The organism is Flavobacterium sp., assembly GCF_036759525.1.
Lineage (GTDB): Bacteria > Bacteroidota > Bacteroidia > Flavobacteriales > Flavobacteriaceae > Flavobacterium.
The window spans coordinates 67,962-85,119 of sequence record NZ_DAIOUN010000002.1 but is presented as its reverse complement, the minus strand read 5'-3'; the positions used below and the strand labels follow the sequence as shown (position 1 = coordinate 85,119).

The 17,158-nt window shown below is 34.0% G+C and carries 13 protein-coding genes and 3 tRNA genes; 11 read left to right on the top strand and 5 right to left on the bottom strand.

Annotation, left to right across the window (positions count from 1 at the left end):
- The first annotated feature begins 11 nt into the window (after positions 1 to 11).
- The 6 genes from V7M80_RS02180 to secDF all read left to right on the top strand — a co-directional run bounded on the left by V7M80_RS02180 (position 12) and on the right by secDF (position 10,341).
- Positions 12 to 1,775, top strand: a complete 1,764-nt coding sequence (locus V7M80_RS02180) for a TonB-dependent receptor (protein WP_333693724.1) — start codon at positions 12 to 14, stop codon at positions 1,773 to 1,775.
- A 63-nt stretch (positions 1,776 to 1,838) separates the two neighbouring features.
- Positions 1,839 to 2,282, top strand: coding sequence for a hypothetical protein (locus V7M80_RS02175; protein ID WP_333693723.1), 444 nt, complete (start codon positions 1,839 to 1,841; stop codon positions 2,280 to 2,282).
- Between the two features lie 164 nt (positions 2,283 to 2,446).
- Positions 2,447 to 4,063: an asparagine synthase B gene (gene asnB / locus V7M80_RS02170; RefSeq protein ID WP_333693722.1), complete on the top strand. Its 1,617-nt coding sequence runs from the start codon at positions 2,447 to 2,449 to the stop codon at positions 4,061 to 4,063.
- A gap of 221 nt (positions 4,064 to 4,284) precedes the next feature.
- Complete coding sequence (gyrB, locus tag V7M80_RS02165) at positions 4,285 to 6,225, top strand: DNA topoisomerase (ATP-hydrolyzing) subunit B (RefSeq protein ID WP_333693721.1); 1,941 nt, start codon at positions 4,285 to 4,287, stop codon at positions 6,223 to 6,225.
- 26 nt (positions 6,226 to 6,251) lie between these two features.
- The gene (gene mdh / locus V7M80_RS02160) at positions 6,252 to 7,187 is read left to right on the top strand and encodes a malate dehydrogenase (RefSeq protein ID WP_333693720.1); all 936 of its coding nucleotides are present in this window, start codon (positions 6,252 to 6,254) and stop codon (positions 7,185 to 7,187) included.
- A 193-nt stretch (positions 7,188 to 7,380) separates the two neighbouring features.
- Positions 7,381 to 10,341: a protein translocase subunit SecDF gene (gene secDF, locus V7M80_RS02155; RefSeq protein WP_333693719.1), complete on the top strand. Its 2,961-nt coding sequence runs from the start codon at positions 7,381 to 7,383 to the stop codon at positions 10,339 to 10,341.
- Between the two features lie 56 nt (positions 10,342 to 10,397).
- Here secDF and V7M80_RS02150 read toward each other — a convergent pair whose 3' ends face one another.
- Positions 10,398 to 11,159 (bottom strand): C40 family peptidase, encoded by a 762-nt coding sequence (locus tag V7M80_RS02150; protein WP_333693718.1) that lies wholly within the window; start codon positions 11,157 to 11,159, stop codon positions 10,398 to 10,400.
- A gap of 26 nt (positions 11,160 to 11,185) precedes the next feature.
- Complete coding sequence (locus tag V7M80_RS02145; protein ID WP_333693717.1) at positions 11,186 to 12,364, bottom strand: acetyl-CoA C-acyltransferase; 1,179 nt, start codon at positions 12,362 to 12,364, stop codon at positions 11,186 to 11,188.
- Positions 12,365 to 12,659: 295 nt separating this feature from the next.
- Here V7M80_RS02145 and V7M80_RS02140 point away from each other — a divergent pair.
- From V7M80_RS02140 to V7M80_RS02120, 5 genes are all read left to right on the top strand, one after another.
- Positions 12,660 to 12,743 (top strand) — tRNA-Ser (locus V7M80_RS02140).
- An 11-nt stretch (positions 12,744 to 12,754) separates the two neighbouring features.
- Positions 12,755 to 12,829: transfer RNA gene (locus V7M80_RS02135), tRNA-Pro, on the top strand.
- Positions 12,830 to 12,843: 14 nt separating this feature from the next.
- A tRNA-Arg gene (locus V7M80_RS02130) sits at positions 12,844 to 12,917 on the top strand.
- A 219-nt stretch (positions 12,918 to 13,136) separates the two neighbouring features.
- Positions 13,137 to 13,625, top strand: coding sequence for a hypothetical protein (locus V7M80_RS02125; RefSeq protein WP_333693715.1), 489 nt, complete (start codon positions 13,137 to 13,139; stop codon positions 13,623 to 13,625).
- Between the two features lie 19 nt (positions 13,626 to 13,644).
- The gene (locus tag V7M80_RS02120; protein WP_442902337.1) at positions 13,645 to 14,292 is read left to right on the top strand and encodes a M15 family metallopeptidase; all 648 of its coding nucleotides are present in this window, start codon (positions 13,645 to 13,647) and stop codon (positions 14,290 to 14,292) included.
- On the opposite strand, the gene V7M80_RS02115 is transcribed toward V7M80_RS02120, so the two are convergent.
- The 3 genes from V7M80_RS02115 to V7M80_RS02105 are packed head-to-tail and all read right to left on the bottom strand — an operon-like array spanning position 14,289 to position 17,148.
- Positions 14,289 to 14,861: a hypothetical protein gene (locus tag V7M80_RS02115; RefSeq protein ID WP_333693713.1), complete on the bottom strand. Its 573-nt coding sequence runs from the start codon at positions 14,859 to 14,861 to the stop codon at positions 14,289 to 14,291. The genes V7M80_RS02120 and V7M80_RS02115 overlap by 4 nt on opposite strands.
- Before the next feature lie 2 nt (positions 14,862 to 14,863).
- On the bottom strand, positions 14,864 to 16,045 hold the full coding sequence (locus V7M80_RS02110) for a THUMP-like domain-containing protein (protein ID WP_333693712.1): 1,182 nt from the start codon (positions 16,043 to 16,045) through the stop codon (positions 14,864 to 14,866).
- Between the two features lie 14 nt (positions 16,046 to 16,059).
- Positions 16,060 to 17,148, bottom strand: coding sequence for an AI-2E family transporter (locus V7M80_RS02105; protein ID WP_333693711.1), 1,089 nt, complete (start codon positions 17,146 to 17,148; stop codon positions 16,060 to 16,062).
- Positions 17,149 to 17,158 lie beyond the last annotated feature (10 nt).

Genomic DNA, 17,158 nt, shown 5'->3' with positions numbered 1-17,158 from the left:
AAGGAAATACTATGAAAAATAGATTTTTAAAACCCCTTTTACTTCTCACACTTGCATTGAATTTTTCATGGGCAGTGGCTCAGAAAAAAGATGAAAATATAGGAACAGAAGTAGTTAATGTTGTTAAACCCTACTCGGCAACTATTTCAGATGCTTTCAAGGTAAAAGAAACCCCGTCATTGGAAGACGATGAGAATACCAAAATGGAAAACATTCAATATACCATTTTTTCATTTCCAGTAGCCTCTACTTTCACACCAGCCAAAGGAAGGGCAGCCAATGTAGACAAGACCAAAAAGGAAAAGTTGTTTTCCAATTACGCTTCATTAGGATTTGGGAATTATGGAAGAATTTTAGGCGAATTGTTTGTAACCGAAAAGATAAGTAATTCTGATTATTTTGGGGCTATGTTACGGCATCATTCTTCACAAGGTGGCATTGAAAATTTAATATTAGATGATAAATTTTACAACACATCATTAGATGCTACTTATGGAAGTATGCAAAAACATATGACTTGGACGGCAGATATCGGATACCAACATCAAATGTATAATTGGTATGGTTTAAATCAAGATTATTTTGCCAATACTTTAGATTATTTTGCTAATAAAGATGTGGCTCAAACGTATCATAATTTCTATCTAGGCGGAAGTATTTCTTTTGCAGAAAGTTTTTTTACCGGAGCTCAAATTAAGTTTAATCGTTTTTGGGATGCTTATGGTTCAGCCGAGAATCGATTTGTAGCCCAACCTTCTTTTGCATTTGATTTGATGGATACTCAAATTAAAACCGATGTGAGTTTAGACTATGTTTCGGGTAGTTTTGATAAAAATTACTTTGACGGACCAGCCATATCTTACGGATTTGCAAACTTTGGTTTGAGTCCGTCTTTTAATTACACTAAAGACGATTTGTCTCTGAATGTGGGTGTATCTTTGTTTTACAGCTCAGACTTAGAAAATAGCGACAGCAAGTTTTTTATTTACCCTAATATTTCGGCATCCTACAAAGTAGTTGGTGATTTGATGATTATGTATGCAGGGGCAGAGGGACGTTTAAACCAAAACACTTATAGAGATTTTACAAATGAAAATCCATTTTTATCTCCCACACTTTTTATAAAACCCACCAGTACTCCATATGATGTTTTTGTGGGGCTAAAAGGAAAACTAGCCAGTACAGTTAGCTACAATTTAAGGGCTTCCTACAGTATGGAAAATGATAAAGCTATGTTTGTAAGTAATGCCAAACCGGGTGAAACAATACCTTTCCTAGATGCGGTCTCAGAACAATACCAATATGGAAATTCTTTTAGTGTTTTCTATGATGATGTGAGAACCTTGGGCGTTTTTGGTGAAGTTAAGGCAGATATTACCCCTAACTTCTCATTAGGATTAAACGGAACAATCAATAGTTTTTCTCCCAAAAACAATGAAGAGGTTTTAAATCTTCCAGCCCTTAAAATGGGTGCCTTTACCGATTTTTCCTTTACCGAAAAATGGTATGCCGGAATGCACTTGTTTTTTGTAGGTGAAAGAGATGATTATGAAACGATTGTACTTTCTAACGATGTGACTAATTTTACAAGATCCAAAATAACACTTGATAGCTATTTAGATTTCAATGCACATGTAGGGTACAAGCATAATGAAAGACTTACCCTTTTCCTGAAAGGAAATAATTTATTCAATCAAGCTTATGAACGATGGAATAATTTTCCAACTCAACAAATTCAAGTGGTTTTAGGTGCCAATTATAAATTTGATTTTTAAAACAAAACGTATAAATTCAATCCGCTTTACCCAAAGCGGATTTTTTATGGGACAATTTTTGACATGAAATTACAATGGGTTAATGCTTACCGAGATTTAATTGATTCAAAAATTAAATCCATTCAAGTTGAAATTAAATCGCTTACAGACGATGCTCAAAACGATGCAAAAAGTTCATCGGGTGACAAACATGAAACCGGATTAGCAATGATGCATTTGGAACAAGAACGGCTGTCAAAAAAATGGCGGGAATGGATGGTGTTGAAAGAGCAATTAGAACGAATAGATTTCACTAAAAAATCCTCAAAAGTTGAAGTAGGAAGTTTGGTCAAATTAAATGATTCTTTATATCTAATAGCTGTAGGTTTACCGGTTTTAGAAATCAATCACCAAAAGTGCATTGGAGTTTCACCCAAAGCACCCTTAATTCTAGAGTTGTTAGGAAAGTCAGAAGGGGAACAAATTTCGTTTAACAACCAAACTTTTACCCTAACTGAATTATTTTAACTTATAAATTCAAACATTTTAAGCTTTTACTTTATTAAATAGTTAAACATTTATATTCATATACTTTTTTTAGTTATAATTTTAAATCAAAAATTCATTAATGATTTACATATTGAAACATAATACCCATTTTTGCTTTATCAATATAAGTAAAAATGTAAATTATGTGTGGAATATTAGCCATTATAGGAAAAGGAAAAGATCAAGATCAAGTTAAAGAACTCTCCAAGAGAATGTCTCACCGTGGTCCGGATGAAAGCGATATGCATGTCACAGAAAGTGGACATATTTTAGCTCACGAGCGTTTGTCTATTATCGATTTAAATACCGGAAAGCAACCCATACAAGGGACATCATCAGCGTGGATGGTTCATAATGGTGAAATCTACAATCATCAAAAATTAAGAGAAGGTATATTGAAAGATCATACTTTCAGAACTACTTCAGATTCTGAAGTGATTGTTCACCTTTATGAAAAGTTTGGTTATGACTTTTGCGATAGGTTAGACGGCATATTTGCTTTTGTTGTCATTGATGGAGACGATTATATTGCAGGTAGAGACCCGCTAGGAGTAAAACCATTGTATTACGGAATTGATGAAAGAGGCCGAATGTATTTTGCTTCAGAAATGAAATCTTTAGCCGATCAATGTAAAACATTCTCAACATTTCCTCCCGGTCATTATTACACACCCGAAACGGGTTTTGTAAAGTACTATCAGCCCAAATGGGAAGACGAGGCTGCAGCTGTAGAAGAATTAGATTTAGAAGCCATACGAGAAACCCTTTCCGAAGGTGTCCGTAAAAGATTAATGAGTGATGTGCCCATTGGTGTTTTACTTTCCGGTGGTTTAGACTCTTCTTTAACCTCCTCTATTGCGTCAAGATTCATGAAAGATATGGGTAAAAAATTACACTCTTTTTCCATAGGATTGGATAAAGATGCTCCAGATGTAATTGCAGCTAGAAAAGTAGCTCAATTTTTAGGAACAGAACATCACGAAATTCATTTTACTATAGAACAAGGAATAGAAATTTTAGACCGATTGATTTGGCATTTAGAAACTTACGATGTGACTTCAGTTCGTGCGAGTACGCCCATGTATTTCTTGTCTAAGGCTATAACAGATAGAGGTATAAAAGTGGTACTATCGGGTGAAGGTGCCGATGAAATTTTTGGTGGTTATCTCTATTTTAGAAATGCACCCAGTGTATCCGATTTTCAAAAAGAAACCATAGAAAGAGTTCAAAAATTATTCACAGCCGATTTGTTGCGAGCAGATAAATCTACCATGGCACACGGATTGGAAGCAAGGGTTCCTTTTTTGGATAAAGCCTTTTTAGAATTAGCCATAAAAATTAAACCTGAAGAAAAAATGCCACAAACCTATCAAGGTATTGAAAAATATATTCTGAGAAAGGCTTTCGATACCCCAGAAAAACCCTACCTCCCGGATGAAGTATTGTGGAGACAAAAAGAGCAATTTTCTGATGGTGTGGGCTACAATTGGATAGATACATTAATTGAGTTTTGTGCTTCTCAAGTTTCGGATAGCGATTTTGAAAAGGCGGCAGAATTATTTCCATACAATACGCCACTAACCAAAGAAGCCTTTTATTATCGTACCATTTTTCATAAACATTTTCCTCAAGTAGCTGCGGCTCAAACGGTTCGAAAATGGATACCCAAATGGCAAGAAAACCAAGATCCCAGTGGAAGAGCCAATACGGCTCATGTTAAAGCAGATCCTACAATTTCAAAAATGGATATACCCGTTTAAATTTTCGTATAGGTTGCGTTTAGTTTGTTTGTTAAAGCGTTCTTTCGGGAACGCTTTTTTTAATTGTAGTACTGGACTATTTTTTCATGCGATTTGGTGTTCATTCACATTCAATTGTTAATAACTTATAGGTATAATGCATCCTAATTTATTAGAAAATCCTTTGCCAATACTTATATTTGCGTGTTAGACTAAAAATACATTTATTCCATAAAAATAATATGAGCGACGAGATTAAAAAGAACAATTATTCAGCAGATAGTATTCAGGCTTTAGAGGGGATGGAACACGTGCGTATGCGTCCTTCAATGTACATTGGAGACACCGGAGTGCGAGGTTTGCATCATTTAGTTTATGAAGTAGTAGATAACTCAATTGACGAAGCTTTAGCTGGACATTGTGATACCATTTCTGTTATTATAAACGAAGACAATTCTATAACAGTTGAAGATAACGGTAGAGGTATTCCTGTAGATATTCATAAAAAAGAAGGAGTTTCAGCCCTTGAGGTTGTAATGACAAAAATTGGAGCCGGAGGTAAATTTGATAAAGATTCCTATAAGGTTTCCGGAGGTTTACATGGAGTAGGTGTTTCGTGTGTAAATGCCCTATCCGATCACTTGAGAGCCACGGTCTTCAGAGAAGGAAAAATATATGAACAAGAGTATGAAAGGGGAAAAGCTCTTTACCCGGTTAAACAAATTGGTGAAACAGGGAAAAGAGGAACTATGGTTACTTTTAAACCTGATGTTACCATTTTCACTCAGACAACAGAGTATTCATACGATACTCTAGCAGCCAGAATGCGTGAACTTTCATTTTTGAATAAAGGGATTACGATTACTTTGACTGATAAGAGAAATAAGGATGACAAAGGCGAAGTTGTTTCAGAAACGTTCCATTCAAAAGAAGGATTAAAGGAATTTGTCAAGTTTTTAGATGGAAACAGAATTCCTATTATTTCTCATGTAATCAGTATGGAGCATGAAAAAGGGGAGATTCCCGTTGAAGTAGCCTTGATTTACAATGAAAGCTATTCCGAAAATATCTTTTCCTATGTAAATAATATCAATACTCACGAAGGAGGTACGCATTTGCAAGGATTTAGAATGGGACTTACTCGGACCTTAAAAAAATATGCAGATAATTCCGGGTTGTTGGAAAAATTAAAATTTGAAATTTCCGGTGACGATTTTAGAGAAGGTCTTACAGCCATCATTTCTGTAAAAGTATCTGAGCCACAATTTGAGGGACAAACGAAAACAAAACTTGGAAACAGAGAAGTGGTGTCTCCGGTAAGTCAGGCTGTTTCTGAAATGCTTGAAAATTATTTGGAGGAAAACCCTAACGATGCCAAAATAATTGTTCAAAAGGTTATTCTAGCCGCCCAAGCTCGTCACGCAGCCAAAAAAGCTCGTGAAATGGTGCAAAGAAAAACCGTTCTTGGAGGTGGAGGTTTACCTGGTAAGCTTTCCGATTGTTCTGAACAAGATCCAGCAAAATGCGAAATATTCTTGGTAGAGGGTGACTCTGCAGGAGGAACTGCTAAACAAGGAAGAGACCGAAATTTCCAAGCTATTTTGCCCTTAAGAGGTAAAATTCTGAATGTTGAAAAAGCAATGCATCATAAAGTTTTTGAAAACGAAGAAATCAGAAATATATTTACAGCACTTGGTGTTACCATTGGTACTGCCGAAGATTCAAAGGCTTTAAATTTAGAAAAGTTACGTTATCATAAAGTGGTTATTATGTGTGATGCCGATGTTGATGGAAGTCATATTTCTACTTTAATACTTACTTTCTTCTTCCGATTTATGAAAGAACTTATTGAGCAAGGACACGTTTACATAGCTACACCGCCTCTCTATTTAGTTAAAAAAGGGAATAAGAAAGAATACGCATGGAATGACGATCAAAGAGATTTGATTAATCAAAGAATGGGTGGTTCGGCCTCAATTCAACGATACAAAGGTTTAGGGGAAATGAATGCAGAACAGCTTTGGGAAACTACTTTGAATCCCGATTTCAGAACTTTACGTCAGGTTACCATAGACAGTTTGACAGAAGCCGACAGAATTTTTTCTATGTTGATGGGAGATGAGGTACCACCACGTAGAGAGTTCATTGAAAAAAATGCAGTTTACGCAAAAATTGATGCATAATTAACAACAAATAAATAACACACAAAATGAAAGTTACAATCGTAGGAGCCGGAAACGTTGGTGCAACTTGTGCCGATGCTATTGCTTACAGAAGAATTGCGAGTGAAATCGTATTATTAGATATTAGAGAGGGTTTTGCAGAAGGTAAGGCACTCGACATCATGCAAACACAAACTACTTTGGGATTTAATACCAAAGTATCAGGAAGTACAAACGATTATAGTAAAACAGCAAATAGCGATGTAGTTGTTATAACATCGGGTATACCCAGAAAACCGGGAATGACTAGAGAAGAGTTGATTGGTATTAATGCCGGAATTGTAAAATCGGTAGCAGAAAGCCTTTTGCAACATTCTCCAAACGCTATTGTTGTAGTTGTATCCAATCCAATGGATACCATGACTTATTTGACACTAAAAGCTACCGGTTTACCAAAAAATAGAATTATTGGTATGGGTGGGGCTTTGGATAGTTCAAGATTTAAAACCTATTTATCTCAAGCTTTAGATAAGCCTGCAAATGATATTCAAGGAATGGTTATTGGAGGCCACGGCGATACAACTATGATTCCTTTAACACGTTTAGCATCCTACAATGGAGTTCCGGTTTCTGAATTCCTTACGAAAGAAGAATTAGAAAAAGTTTCTGCAGATACTATGGTAGGAGGAGCTACTTTAACCGCATTATTAGGAACTTCTGCTTGGTATGCACCTGGAGCTTCAGTTGCTTACTTGGTAGATAGTATTCTTAACGATCAAAAGAAGATGATTCCATGTTCTGTCTATTTAGAAGGAGAATACGGTCAACAAGATATTTGTATTGGAGTACCTTGTATCATAGGTAAAAATGGAGTTGAAAAAATAGTTGATGTTCATTTAAACGATGAAGAAAAAGCTAAATTTGCTAAAAGTGCAGATGCTGTAAGAGCTATGAATGGTGATTTAAAATCAGTATTGGCTTAATCAAGTTAACAATTTTATTAAAAGACTGCATTTTATGCAGTCTTTTTTTTAGATTAATGCGTAAATTAATTGGTTAATCCTATTCATAATTATATATTTGCACGTTTTATAAAATTGAAATGAATTGTTAAAATTCGTTTATTTATTGTAAATCAAAATCATAACCCACAAAAATTAATTAATTCGAGTAATAATGCAGAGTAAAGGACTTATTAAATTTTTCGCAATTCTATTTGCATTGGTATGTATTTACCAACTTTCATTCACTTTTGTTGCCAATAAAGTTAAGGCAGATGCAAAAGCGGCTTCTGGAGGAGATGTTCAAAAAGAAATCAAATACCTCGATTCTATTGGTAGAGTTGAAGTATTAAATTTAGGATTTGCCTCATTTACCTTCAATGAAGTTAAAGAAAAACAAATCAACAAAGGTCTTGACTTAGAAGGAGGTATCAATGTAATTCTTCAAATTTCTGTGAAGGATATTCTAAAAGGATTGGCAAACAATTCTCAAGATCCGGTTTTTAATAAGGCTTTAGCCGATGCTACTACCAATTTAAAAGGGAATCAAACTTATATTGATGCATTCTTTGAAGCTTTTGATGCAGCTTCCAATGGTAAAGTAAAATTAGCTTCACCTGATATCTTTTTCAACAAAAATTTAGATGGAGAGATTGACCTTAAAATGTCTGATGCTCAAGTGAAAGCAGTTATCAAAAGAAAGGTTAACGAATCCGTTTTGAGTGCGTTTGAAGTATTAAGAAAGCGTATTGATAAATTTGGTGTTACTCAACCTAATATTCAACAATTGGGTGAGTCTGGAAGAATCTTGGTTGAATTACCAGGGGCAAAAGACGTAGACCGTATTAAAAAATTATTGCAAAGTACGGCACAATTGGAATTTTGGGAAACCTATAAATTTGAAGAAGTTGCTCCCTATTTAGGAAGCGTAAATGAGGCTTTAAAAGCAACTGAAGTAAAAGTAGAAGTTAAAGAAACGGCCCAAAAAACAGGTATCGATTCACTTATAACAAATACTTCCAAGGACTCATTGGCCAATGCCACAGGAAACAATCCTTTGTTTGATAAAATGTTATCTTACGGTGGTGGACCGGTTCTTGGTTATTTTGCACCAAAAGATACTGCTGTAATCAACGGTTATCTGAATAGAGATTCAAGTAAAGCACTTTTAACTCCGGAAATGAGATACGCTCGTTTTGTATGGGGTAAACCTACTTCAATTACAAATGATAAAAAAGAACAAATTGAAGCGGTAGAATTGTATGCTTTAAAATCAGACCGAAGTAATCAAGCTCCAATTAGTGGTGGAGTAGTGGTTGATGCCCGTGAATCTTTTGACCAATTTGGTAAGCCATCTGTTACAATGCAAATGAATGGTAAAGGGGCAAAACAATGGGAAGAATTGACAGGTAAGGCTTTTACACAAAAAAGTAGTATCGCTATTGTGCTAGATAATATCGTTTATTCGGCACCTGGAGTTTCCTCAGGACCTATAGCAGGAGGACGTTCAGAAATTTCAGGAAATTTTACTATTGACGAAACAAAAGATTTAGCCAACGTTCTTAGAGCAGGTAAATTACCGGCGGCTGCCGATATTGTTCAATCTGACGTAGTTGGACCTTCATTAGGTCAAGAAGCTATTGATAACGGAATGTTATCTTTTATAATAGGTATGTTCTTAGTTGTCCTTTGGATGATTATGTATTATGGTAAATCGGGTGTTTATGCCAATATTTCTTTGTTGGTGAACATATTGTTTATCTTTGGAATATTAGCCAGTCTTGGTGCTGTATTGACTTTACCGGGTATTGCAGGTATTGTATTGACTATAGGTATGGCAGTAGATGCTAACGTAATTATTTTTGAACGAGCCAAAGAAGAATTAGACTCAGGTAAAACATTAGATGAAGCTGTAAATTATGCATTTACTTGGAAAGGAGCAATGTCTTCTATTTTTGATGCCAATATAACAACAGCCTTAACAGCATTAATCTTATTGGTTTTTGGAACAGGTCCAATTAAAGGATTTGCCACTACTTTATTAATTGGTATTGGAACCTCATTATTTACTTCTATTTTTATTACTCGATTAATCTTGGATTGGAGTGTAAATAAAAACCACAAATTGACTTTTTCTACACCAATGTCTCACAATTGGTTTAAAAATATGAATATTGACTTTTTGTCTAAGAAAAAAATTGCTTATACTATTTCAAGTGTATTAGTAATAGTTTCTTTGGTTTCTTTATTCTTTGTTAATGGATTGAATCAAGGTGTAGATTTTGTAGGAGGTAGAACTTTTCAAGTTAGATTTGATAAAGAAGTTAAAGCTTCAGAAATTAGCAGTTTGCTCACAAAAGCATTTGAGACCAATGTTGAAGCCAAAACTTTTGGAACCGGTAATCAGTTGAAAATTACAACCAAATATAAAGTTGCCGAAGAAGGTGAAGGAGTAGATAAAGAGGTGAACCAAAAATTATATGATGGTCTAAAATCGTATTTTCCAAATACAAGTTATGATGAATTTGTAACAAACTATGATGGAAAAGAATTGGGTGTTTTACAATCAACTAAAGTAGGACCAACTATTGCTGAGGATATCAAAACGAACTCTTATTGGGCTGTTTTAGGTTCTTTGTTTGTTGTGTTTTTATATTTATTAATTAGTTTTAGAAAATGGCAATTTTCTCTTGGAGCTGTAGGTGCTGTTTTCCATGATGTAATAATTGTATTGGGTATTTATTCTATATTTTGGAAGTATCTACCTTTCAACATGGAAATCGACCAAGCTTTTATTGCAGCTATATTAACAGTTATTGGTTACTCATTAAACGATACAGTAATCGTATTTGATAGAGTAAGAGAATTTTTAGGTTCTCACGAATCAGGTAATTTTAATACAATAGTAAATAAAGCATTGAATACTACAATTAGTAGAACTATCAATACTTCATTAACTACACTTATCGTTTTGCTTGCCATCTTTATTTTAGGTGGTGAAACCATACGAGGTTTTGTGTTCGCTATTTTGGTAGGTATTTTAGTAGGTACTTATTCCTCGTTATTTATTGCAACACCTATTATGGCAGATACGATAAATAAATCGGATATGAAAAAACAAAAATCAGCTGAATAATATTCAAACAAAAAAGACCAACTTAAAGTTGGTCTTTTTTTTAGCTATTTTATTCTTTAAATAATTTTCTTTATAACCCGAAGTTTATGCGTATGTCTGTTGGTTTCGGCATTATAAATCCCCAAATGATCCAAGCGATCTATTCTTACATTTCCACTGGCATGTATGATATAATTATCTTTCATGACAATACCAACATGTATAATTTTACCTTCGTCATTATCAAAGAAAGCTAAGTCTCCGGGTTCACTTTCTTCAATAAAGCTCAACGCTTCTCCTTGTGTAGCTTGTTGAGAAGCATCTCTAAAAAGCGAATATCCATTAATTTTGTATACCATTTGCGTAAAACCGGAACAATCTATGCCAAATGGCGATTTTCCTCCCCACAAATATGGAGCATTTAAATACAGAAAAGCCGTTTTGAGAAGTTCGGTTTTTGGTTTAATTCCCGTAGTCTTGAGTCCTTCAAATTTAAAATTAGTTGAATTGACAGATTCAATATTTAAAAACGAAAGGGATGAACCTAAGGGAATTGGCAGTAAGGATTCCATATCACCTGTAACAAACTCTACCAGGTCATTACTGTAAATTTCTCCGTTTGTAACTAATTCGGTAAACTCGCTTTTTGAAATGAATCTACATTGTTTAGAATCAATCCATCCTTCGTATTGGTCAAAATGTAATTTAATTTTTAACCATTGTTTTTGTTGTTCTAAAACTTCAAAAAATTCACCAAATAATAGTTGAGAAACTTGTTCGCTTCTGTCATTGGGTTCATTTCGCAAAGGAATAATAGCTAAATTACAAATTCCGTACATTCAGGAGAATCTTTATTTTTAATGTATTAGTCTTTTTCAATTACAATAGCAGATGCACCACCACCTCCATTACAAATGGCTGCAGCTCCTAACTTGGCATTGTTTTGATGTAAAACATGAATTAGAGTTACAATGATGCGTGCACCGGAGCAACCCAGCGGATGCCCAAGAGAAACAGCACCACCATTTACATTAATTTTTTCGGGTTTCAAATTGAGTATTTTGGCATTGGCTAACCCAACTACAGAAAACGCTTCGTTAAATTCAAAATAATCAATTGAGTCAAGTGTAATTCCGGCTTTAGCTACTGCTTTTGGGAGAGCTTTTGCCGGTGCAGTGGTAAACCATTTGGGCTCCTGAGCAGCATCTGCATAACTTTTGATGTATGCCAAAGGTTTTAGACCCAATGCTATCGCTTTTTCTTCACTCATTAATATCAAAGCAGCAGCTCCATCGTTGATAGTTGAAGCATTGGCAGCAGTCACCGTTCCGTCTTTTGTAAAGGCGGGATTTAAACTTGGAATTTTATCTAATTTAACGTTGGTGAATTCTTCATCTTTTGAAACAACAATTGGCTCACCTCTTCTTTGCGGAACAGATACCGGAACAATTTCTGCATCAAATTTGCCTTCATTCCAAGCTTTAGCCGATTTTTTATAGGATTGTATTGCAAATTGATCTTGGTCTTCACGTGTAAACCCGTATTCAGTAGCACACAAATCGGCACATACTCCCATAGCGTTATTGTCGTAAGCATCGGTTAATCCGTCTTTTTGCATACCATCTATCAAAGTGGTAGGGCCAAATTTAATTCCATTTCTCAAATGTGTGTAATGAGGAATCAAACTCATATTTTCCATACCCCCAGCAATTATAATTTCGGCATCGCCGGATTGAATGGCTTGAGCGGCTTGCATCACCGCTTTCATTCCTGAGGCACAAACTTTATTAACAGTAGTACAAGGAACTGTATTGGGTAATCCCGCTAGCAATGCTGCTTGTCTTGCAGGTGCTTGTCCGGCTCCAGCCTGAACAACTTGCCCCATTAAAACTTCATCTACCAAATTGGGGTCTAGATTGATTTTAGAAAGTGCACCCTTAATGGCTGCCGCACCTAAATGTGGAGCAGAAACGGTTGATAATCCACCCATAAAACTTCCTATAGGTGTACGTACAGCTGATACTATTACTACTTTTGAGCTCATGATACTTATTTAGTTTGTTTGTTTATTTTGCGAATTTAACCATTTTGGAGCTATTTTTAGTAGAATAATTTCATTTTTTCAATAGATAAGGGTTAATTTTTAAACATCTAATTTGTTTCATTTGTATTTAATAATTCAAACAATTTCATTTTCTTTAAATTTGTATGTATCTGACTTTAAACCCATTTGTTGCAAAAACAAAAAAATTAGTAAAAAAACACCTGAAATAGTTGTAAAGTTTAGAATGTTAAGTTACATTTGCAACCGCAAAAAAAGTCAAGTTCTTTGCAGAATAGGAGAGGTGCCGGAGTGGTAACGGAGCAGATTGCTAATCTGTCATCGGGTAACCGATGCCAGGGTTCGAATCCCTGTCTCTCCGCTTTTTTTTTTCGGGGTGTAGCGTAGCCCGGTTATCGCGCCTGCTTTGGGAGCAGGAGGCCGCAGGTTCGAATCCTGCCACCCCGACGATAACAATTTTAGGTCTCGTAGCTCAGCTGGATAGAGCAACTGCCTTCTAAGCAGTAGGTCTCAGGTTCGAATCCTGACTGGATCACATTAAAACCATTCATATTTTGAATGGTTTTTTTGTTTTTTATCCCTGTATAGCTTGCCGTTTTTTATTTTTCGAGGTATTCATCGATTAAATTTACTTTTTAAGTAGAATCGTTTCCTATTTGGAAAGAAAATCCTAAATTTCGACGTTTTTCAAATTGGTATTGTGGCCCCAAACTACTCTATACAATTTTTTACTTTATTGAAATAAGGTTGTACTATGTCACCCGAAGAAAAATTAAACTTTATTAACCGATTGAATGCACTTGAGCTCTTGCAGAAAAAAAATCTGGAAGAGATTGACTGGTTAAAAAAATACCTAGAAGAAAATCCCAAACTCGTTTCCTCTTGGATGGATTTGAGTGAAGTAAATGGCTTTTATATTGATAGTTTTTCAAAAATTGAAGTTTATGAAAATAGACCAACTAACGAGGAAAACAAAAATGTATTTGCTACAGAGGCTCAAGCTAAATCAGCATTGGCAAAAGCCCAATTGTCTCAATTATTGAAATCTTTTCAAAGTGGTTGGCATAATCATCTAGACAATTATGTTATTTTTCCACAACAAAATGATGGGGTTTTTACAGCTTATTTTGGAATTTCGGTACTTCCTCAGTTTTTAGCTTTTAGGTCTAGAGAAAAGGCTGTTTTATTTTACAACCAACATCAAGAGCTTATCCATCAATATTGGTCTGAGTTTTTAGATTAGTTTTAATTTAAAAGGGAATATGAACATTAAATCATTTTATTTTTTTTGGTTTTCTATTTTAATGAGTTTGACGTTACAAGCTCAAAGTACTGAGAAATCTCAAAATCAACCTGTTCATGACACTACATTTGTTAATCTAACGGAATATTCATCAGCATTTATTTTAGATTTACGATATGCCACTGAAAATAATTTTTTAAAAGCAAAGGTTTACGATTGTGCCTCATGTTATTTGAGATTTAAAACGGTTAAAAAATTAATTGAAGCTCAAGATTTATTAAAAGAAAAAGGTTACAAAATAAAGCTTTTCGATTGTTATCGTCCTTTAGATGTTCAAAAGAAAATGTGGCAAATTGTGCCTAATCCAATTTATGTTGCCGATCCCGCCAAAGGATCTATTCACAATAGAGGAGGTGCAGTTGATATTACTTTGGTAGATGTGAATGGACAAGAGTTGGATATGGGTACTGAATTTGACTACTTTGGTTCAGAAGCTTCACATGATTATTTGAAACTAAAGCCGGAAGTTTTGAAAAATAGAGAAATGCTCCGCAATGTAATGGTACAAGTTGGATTTAAAATGTTTCAATCCGAATGGTGGCATTATAATCTTCCTGTTGAACCCGGCTTCTCAGTAGCCAATTTTAAGTGGGATTGTAAAGATTAATTATCTACTACACAGTGTAAGAAATCAATAAAAAAATTAGCTGGACGACTAAATGTTTTTAAGATTTCGGAATCTAACTCTTTTTTAATCATATAGTCTTTTGTTTCGGTGCTGTATTTAACCCGAATCAGTTCAATAGGACTTTTCTGAAGTTCTTCTATGGTATTCTTCAAAAAAAGAAAATTAGCGGTTACAATCCGTACATTTCGTTCGTCATTTCTAAAAAAATTACCGCAGTTTTCGGTTTCGGTGTGAAGTAGCGTAATTATTTTACCGTTTTCTAGTTTCAGGTAGATTTTAGAATTGGGATCTATACAAAGAGCTTTTATAAATTCATTATTTTTTTGAATGTTTTGTAAAGTTAAAAAAGGGACTCCATTGCTATTGGATAGCGAAAAGAACAAGAAATTTTCGTTGTTTCCAAAAACACGTTCATACATTAAAATCTCTTTTGTGGTTCGTAATGTACCTAAGCTATCTGTAATGTTTTCTGTAAAATCACATTTTTTTTGGGACCATAAAGAAGTTTGAAAAAGGAGAAAACAAACGAAAAGAAATCGGAATACCATTATTATATTTTTTTGCAAAGTAAAACAATTTTTAATTCATTCCCATAGGTTGTAAAAAAACAATAGTCGGTTCCGCCATCATTGATTTTCCACTTCTTTTTCAAATTCTCTACAGTTTCCGGAAAATTCCGGGTGGTTATATTGGCTTTTGTGTTTTGTAAAAAGGTTTTCATATTGTTTTTTTGGTAATCAAAAAAATGATTTATTTCGAAAACGCGACCACAAAAGGGTACAAGTTCGTTTGAAGTGTATAGGTGGGAATTGGGATGCAGTTTATATAAATTAAAGGCCAAAGCCAATTCTTTAAAGCCCCCCGATTTCATAATAGCAGCATTGGGTTCATATAAGTATTTTAAAGGTTCACTGTAGATCGGTTCCGTTCGGTTTTGATTTAAATAAAATTCAAAAACTTCCTCTTTTTTGTTATTCAAGTTAATGGTTTTCAAAAGGGGGTGACCGGTAAAATTTTTTTCTAAAACCCAAAGTAATTCCTTTACTTCATTATTCAATGCCACAATATGGATTTCTTTACAATTTTGAATTTCTTTTAAACCGGCCGAAATGTCTAACAAAGGAGCTGTTTTTAAAAGAATATTTGAACTGATTTCAAAATAAGTTTCCAACATTTCCGGAACATTGGGTTCACAATCTTGTAATAGAAAAACTTTCCCTTTACTAGAGTTTCTTCGAGAAGGATCAATATAAATCCAATCTGTTTTTTCTTTTATATTGTGAATAAAATCATTACTGTTGCCTTTATAAAATTTTACGTTATTGATTCCAAGATTTTTAAAATTCGAGGCAACAATTTCAGATAAATCCAGGTTTTGCTCGCAATGAAAAACAGATTTAATTTTTTGTGCAAAGTAATAGCAATCAACCCCAAAACCTCCGGTTAAATCTATTAATGTATCACCTTGAACCAAAGAAGCTTTATATCGTGCGGTTTCCTCTGAAGAAGTTTGCTCTATTGAAATTTTGGGTGGATAAATTATTTTTTCTCTTGAAAACCATGAAGGTAATTTTGTTTTCGACTTTTCTCGGCTTTCAATTTGTTCCAGAATTAATTTCCAATCAATTTCCGGAAATGGGTTTTTTTGTAAAGCAATTTCGGATATAGGAATACCTACTTTGGATTTAATAAATGATTGAACTGCATCTTGTAGCAAATAATCTTTTGACATTGAGGAAAGGAGTTCTAAATTTTTCGTGTAATAACTTTCACAATTTTATTATTTGGAAAAAATTCTTTAGCCAATACTTTTATAATGGTGTAAAATGGAACAGCAATTATCATTCCTGTAATTCCGGATATAAATCCGGCAATTAAAATTACCAAAAATATTTCCAGAGGGTGTGATTTAGTACTATTTGAAAAAATGAGGGGTTGATTTACATTGTTGTCTATAATTTGAACGATAAAAAAACCAATTACTACGTAAATCGTTGTGGGAAGCATTTCGGTTTGAAAGTCTGATCCAATTCCACCAATAAGCGTAAGAGTAGCAGCCAAAAATGTCCCTATTAATGGACCTACGTAAGGTATGATGTTTAAAATAGCACATAGAAACGCAATGATTAAAGCATTTTTTACATCGAAAACGGCTAAAACAATAAAGTATAAAATAAAAACAATGAAAAGTTGAAGTAACAATCCTATGAAATAGCGGGATAAAAGATGGTAAATTTTTTGAATCGAGTTTAAAATTTCATCTTCAAACTTGTCAGGAATTATTTTTTGAAAACTTATCCAAAATACAGTTTTGTCTTTTAGTATAAAAAATGTAATAAAAAAAACAGTTGCTATTCCAATGCCTATTGAACTCAGGGTGCTAAAGAAATGATTTAAAATTGAAGGGATAAAATTAAAGTTTAAGGTTGAGGCAACATCCAATTCTTTAAAGACACTTTCTAACGCTAAATCATGCTGATTGAGGTATAATATGAAATCAGAATAAATAACACTGAAATTATGCTGTATTTCATCGCGGTTTAGTAATGATAAACTTTGAACTTGAGTAGAAATCAAAGGAACAAACAAAAGGCTAAATAGGATTAACAGGAAGACAAAAAAGAGTAGTGTAATTACAACTGCCCAAAAATTACTGAACTTCATTTTTTTTAAAAGTTCTACTATAGGATTGCAAATCAAAGAAAATACCAATGCACCAATTAAATAAATTATAACCGTTTGAATGGTATACAAAAAATACAAACCTAAGCCAATTAAAACCAATATCCCTAGAGCTCGTAATAGGCCATTAGCAATTATTTTTGAAGTTATCATAACCAATTAA

Bases quoted from the DNA above. Each gene is read 5' to 3' on its own strand.
- V7M80_RS02180 (WP_333693724.1), top strand. From the start codon at position 12: ATGAAAAATAGATTTTTAAAACCCCTTTTACTTCTCACACTTGCATTG.
- V7M80_RS02175 (WP_333693723.1), top strand. From the start codon at position 1,839: ATGAAATTACAATGGGTTAATGCTTACCGAGATTTAATTGATTCAAAA.
- asnB (WP_333693722.1), top strand. From the start codon at position 2,447: ATGTGTGGAATATTAGCCATTATAGGAAAAGGAAAAGATCAAGATCAA.
- gyrB (WP_333693721.1), top strand. From the start codon at position 4,285: ATGAGCGACGAGATTAAAAAGAACAATTATTCAGCAGATAGTATTCAG.
- mdh (WP_333693720.1), top strand. From the start codon at position 6,252: ATGAAAGTTACAATCGTAGGAGCCGGAAACGTTGGTGCAACTTGTGCC.
- secDF (WP_333693719.1), top strand. From the start codon at position 7,381: ATGCAGAGTAAAGGACTTATTAAATTTTTCGCAATTCTATTTGCATTG.
- V7M80_RS02150 (WP_333693718.1), bottom strand. From the start codon at position 11,159: ATGTACGGAATTTGTAATTTAGCTATTATTCCTTTGCGAAATGAACCC.
- V7M80_RS02145 (WP_333693717.1), bottom strand. From the start codon at position 12,364: ATGAGCTCAAAAGTAGTAATAGTATCAGCTGTACGTACACCTATAGGA.
- V7M80_RS02125 (WP_333693715.1), top strand. From the start codon at position 13,137: ATGTCACCCGAAGAAAAATTAAACTTTATTAACCGATTGAATGCACTT.
- V7M80_RS02120 (WP_442902337.1), top strand. From the start codon at position 13,645: ATGAACATTAAATCATTTTATTTTTTTTGGTTTTCTATTTTAATGAGT.
- V7M80_RS02115 (WP_333693713.1), bottom strand. From the start codon at position 14,861: ATGGTATTCCGATTTCTTTTCGTTTGTTTTCTCCTTTTTCAAACTTCT.
- V7M80_RS02110 (WP_333693712.1), bottom strand. From the start codon at position 16,045: ATGTCAAAAGATTATTTGCTACAAGATGCAGTTCAATCATTTATTAAA.
- V7M80_RS02105 (WP_333693711.1), bottom strand. From the start codon at position 17,148: ATGATAACTTCAAAAATAATTGCTAATGGCCTATTACGAGCTCTAGGG.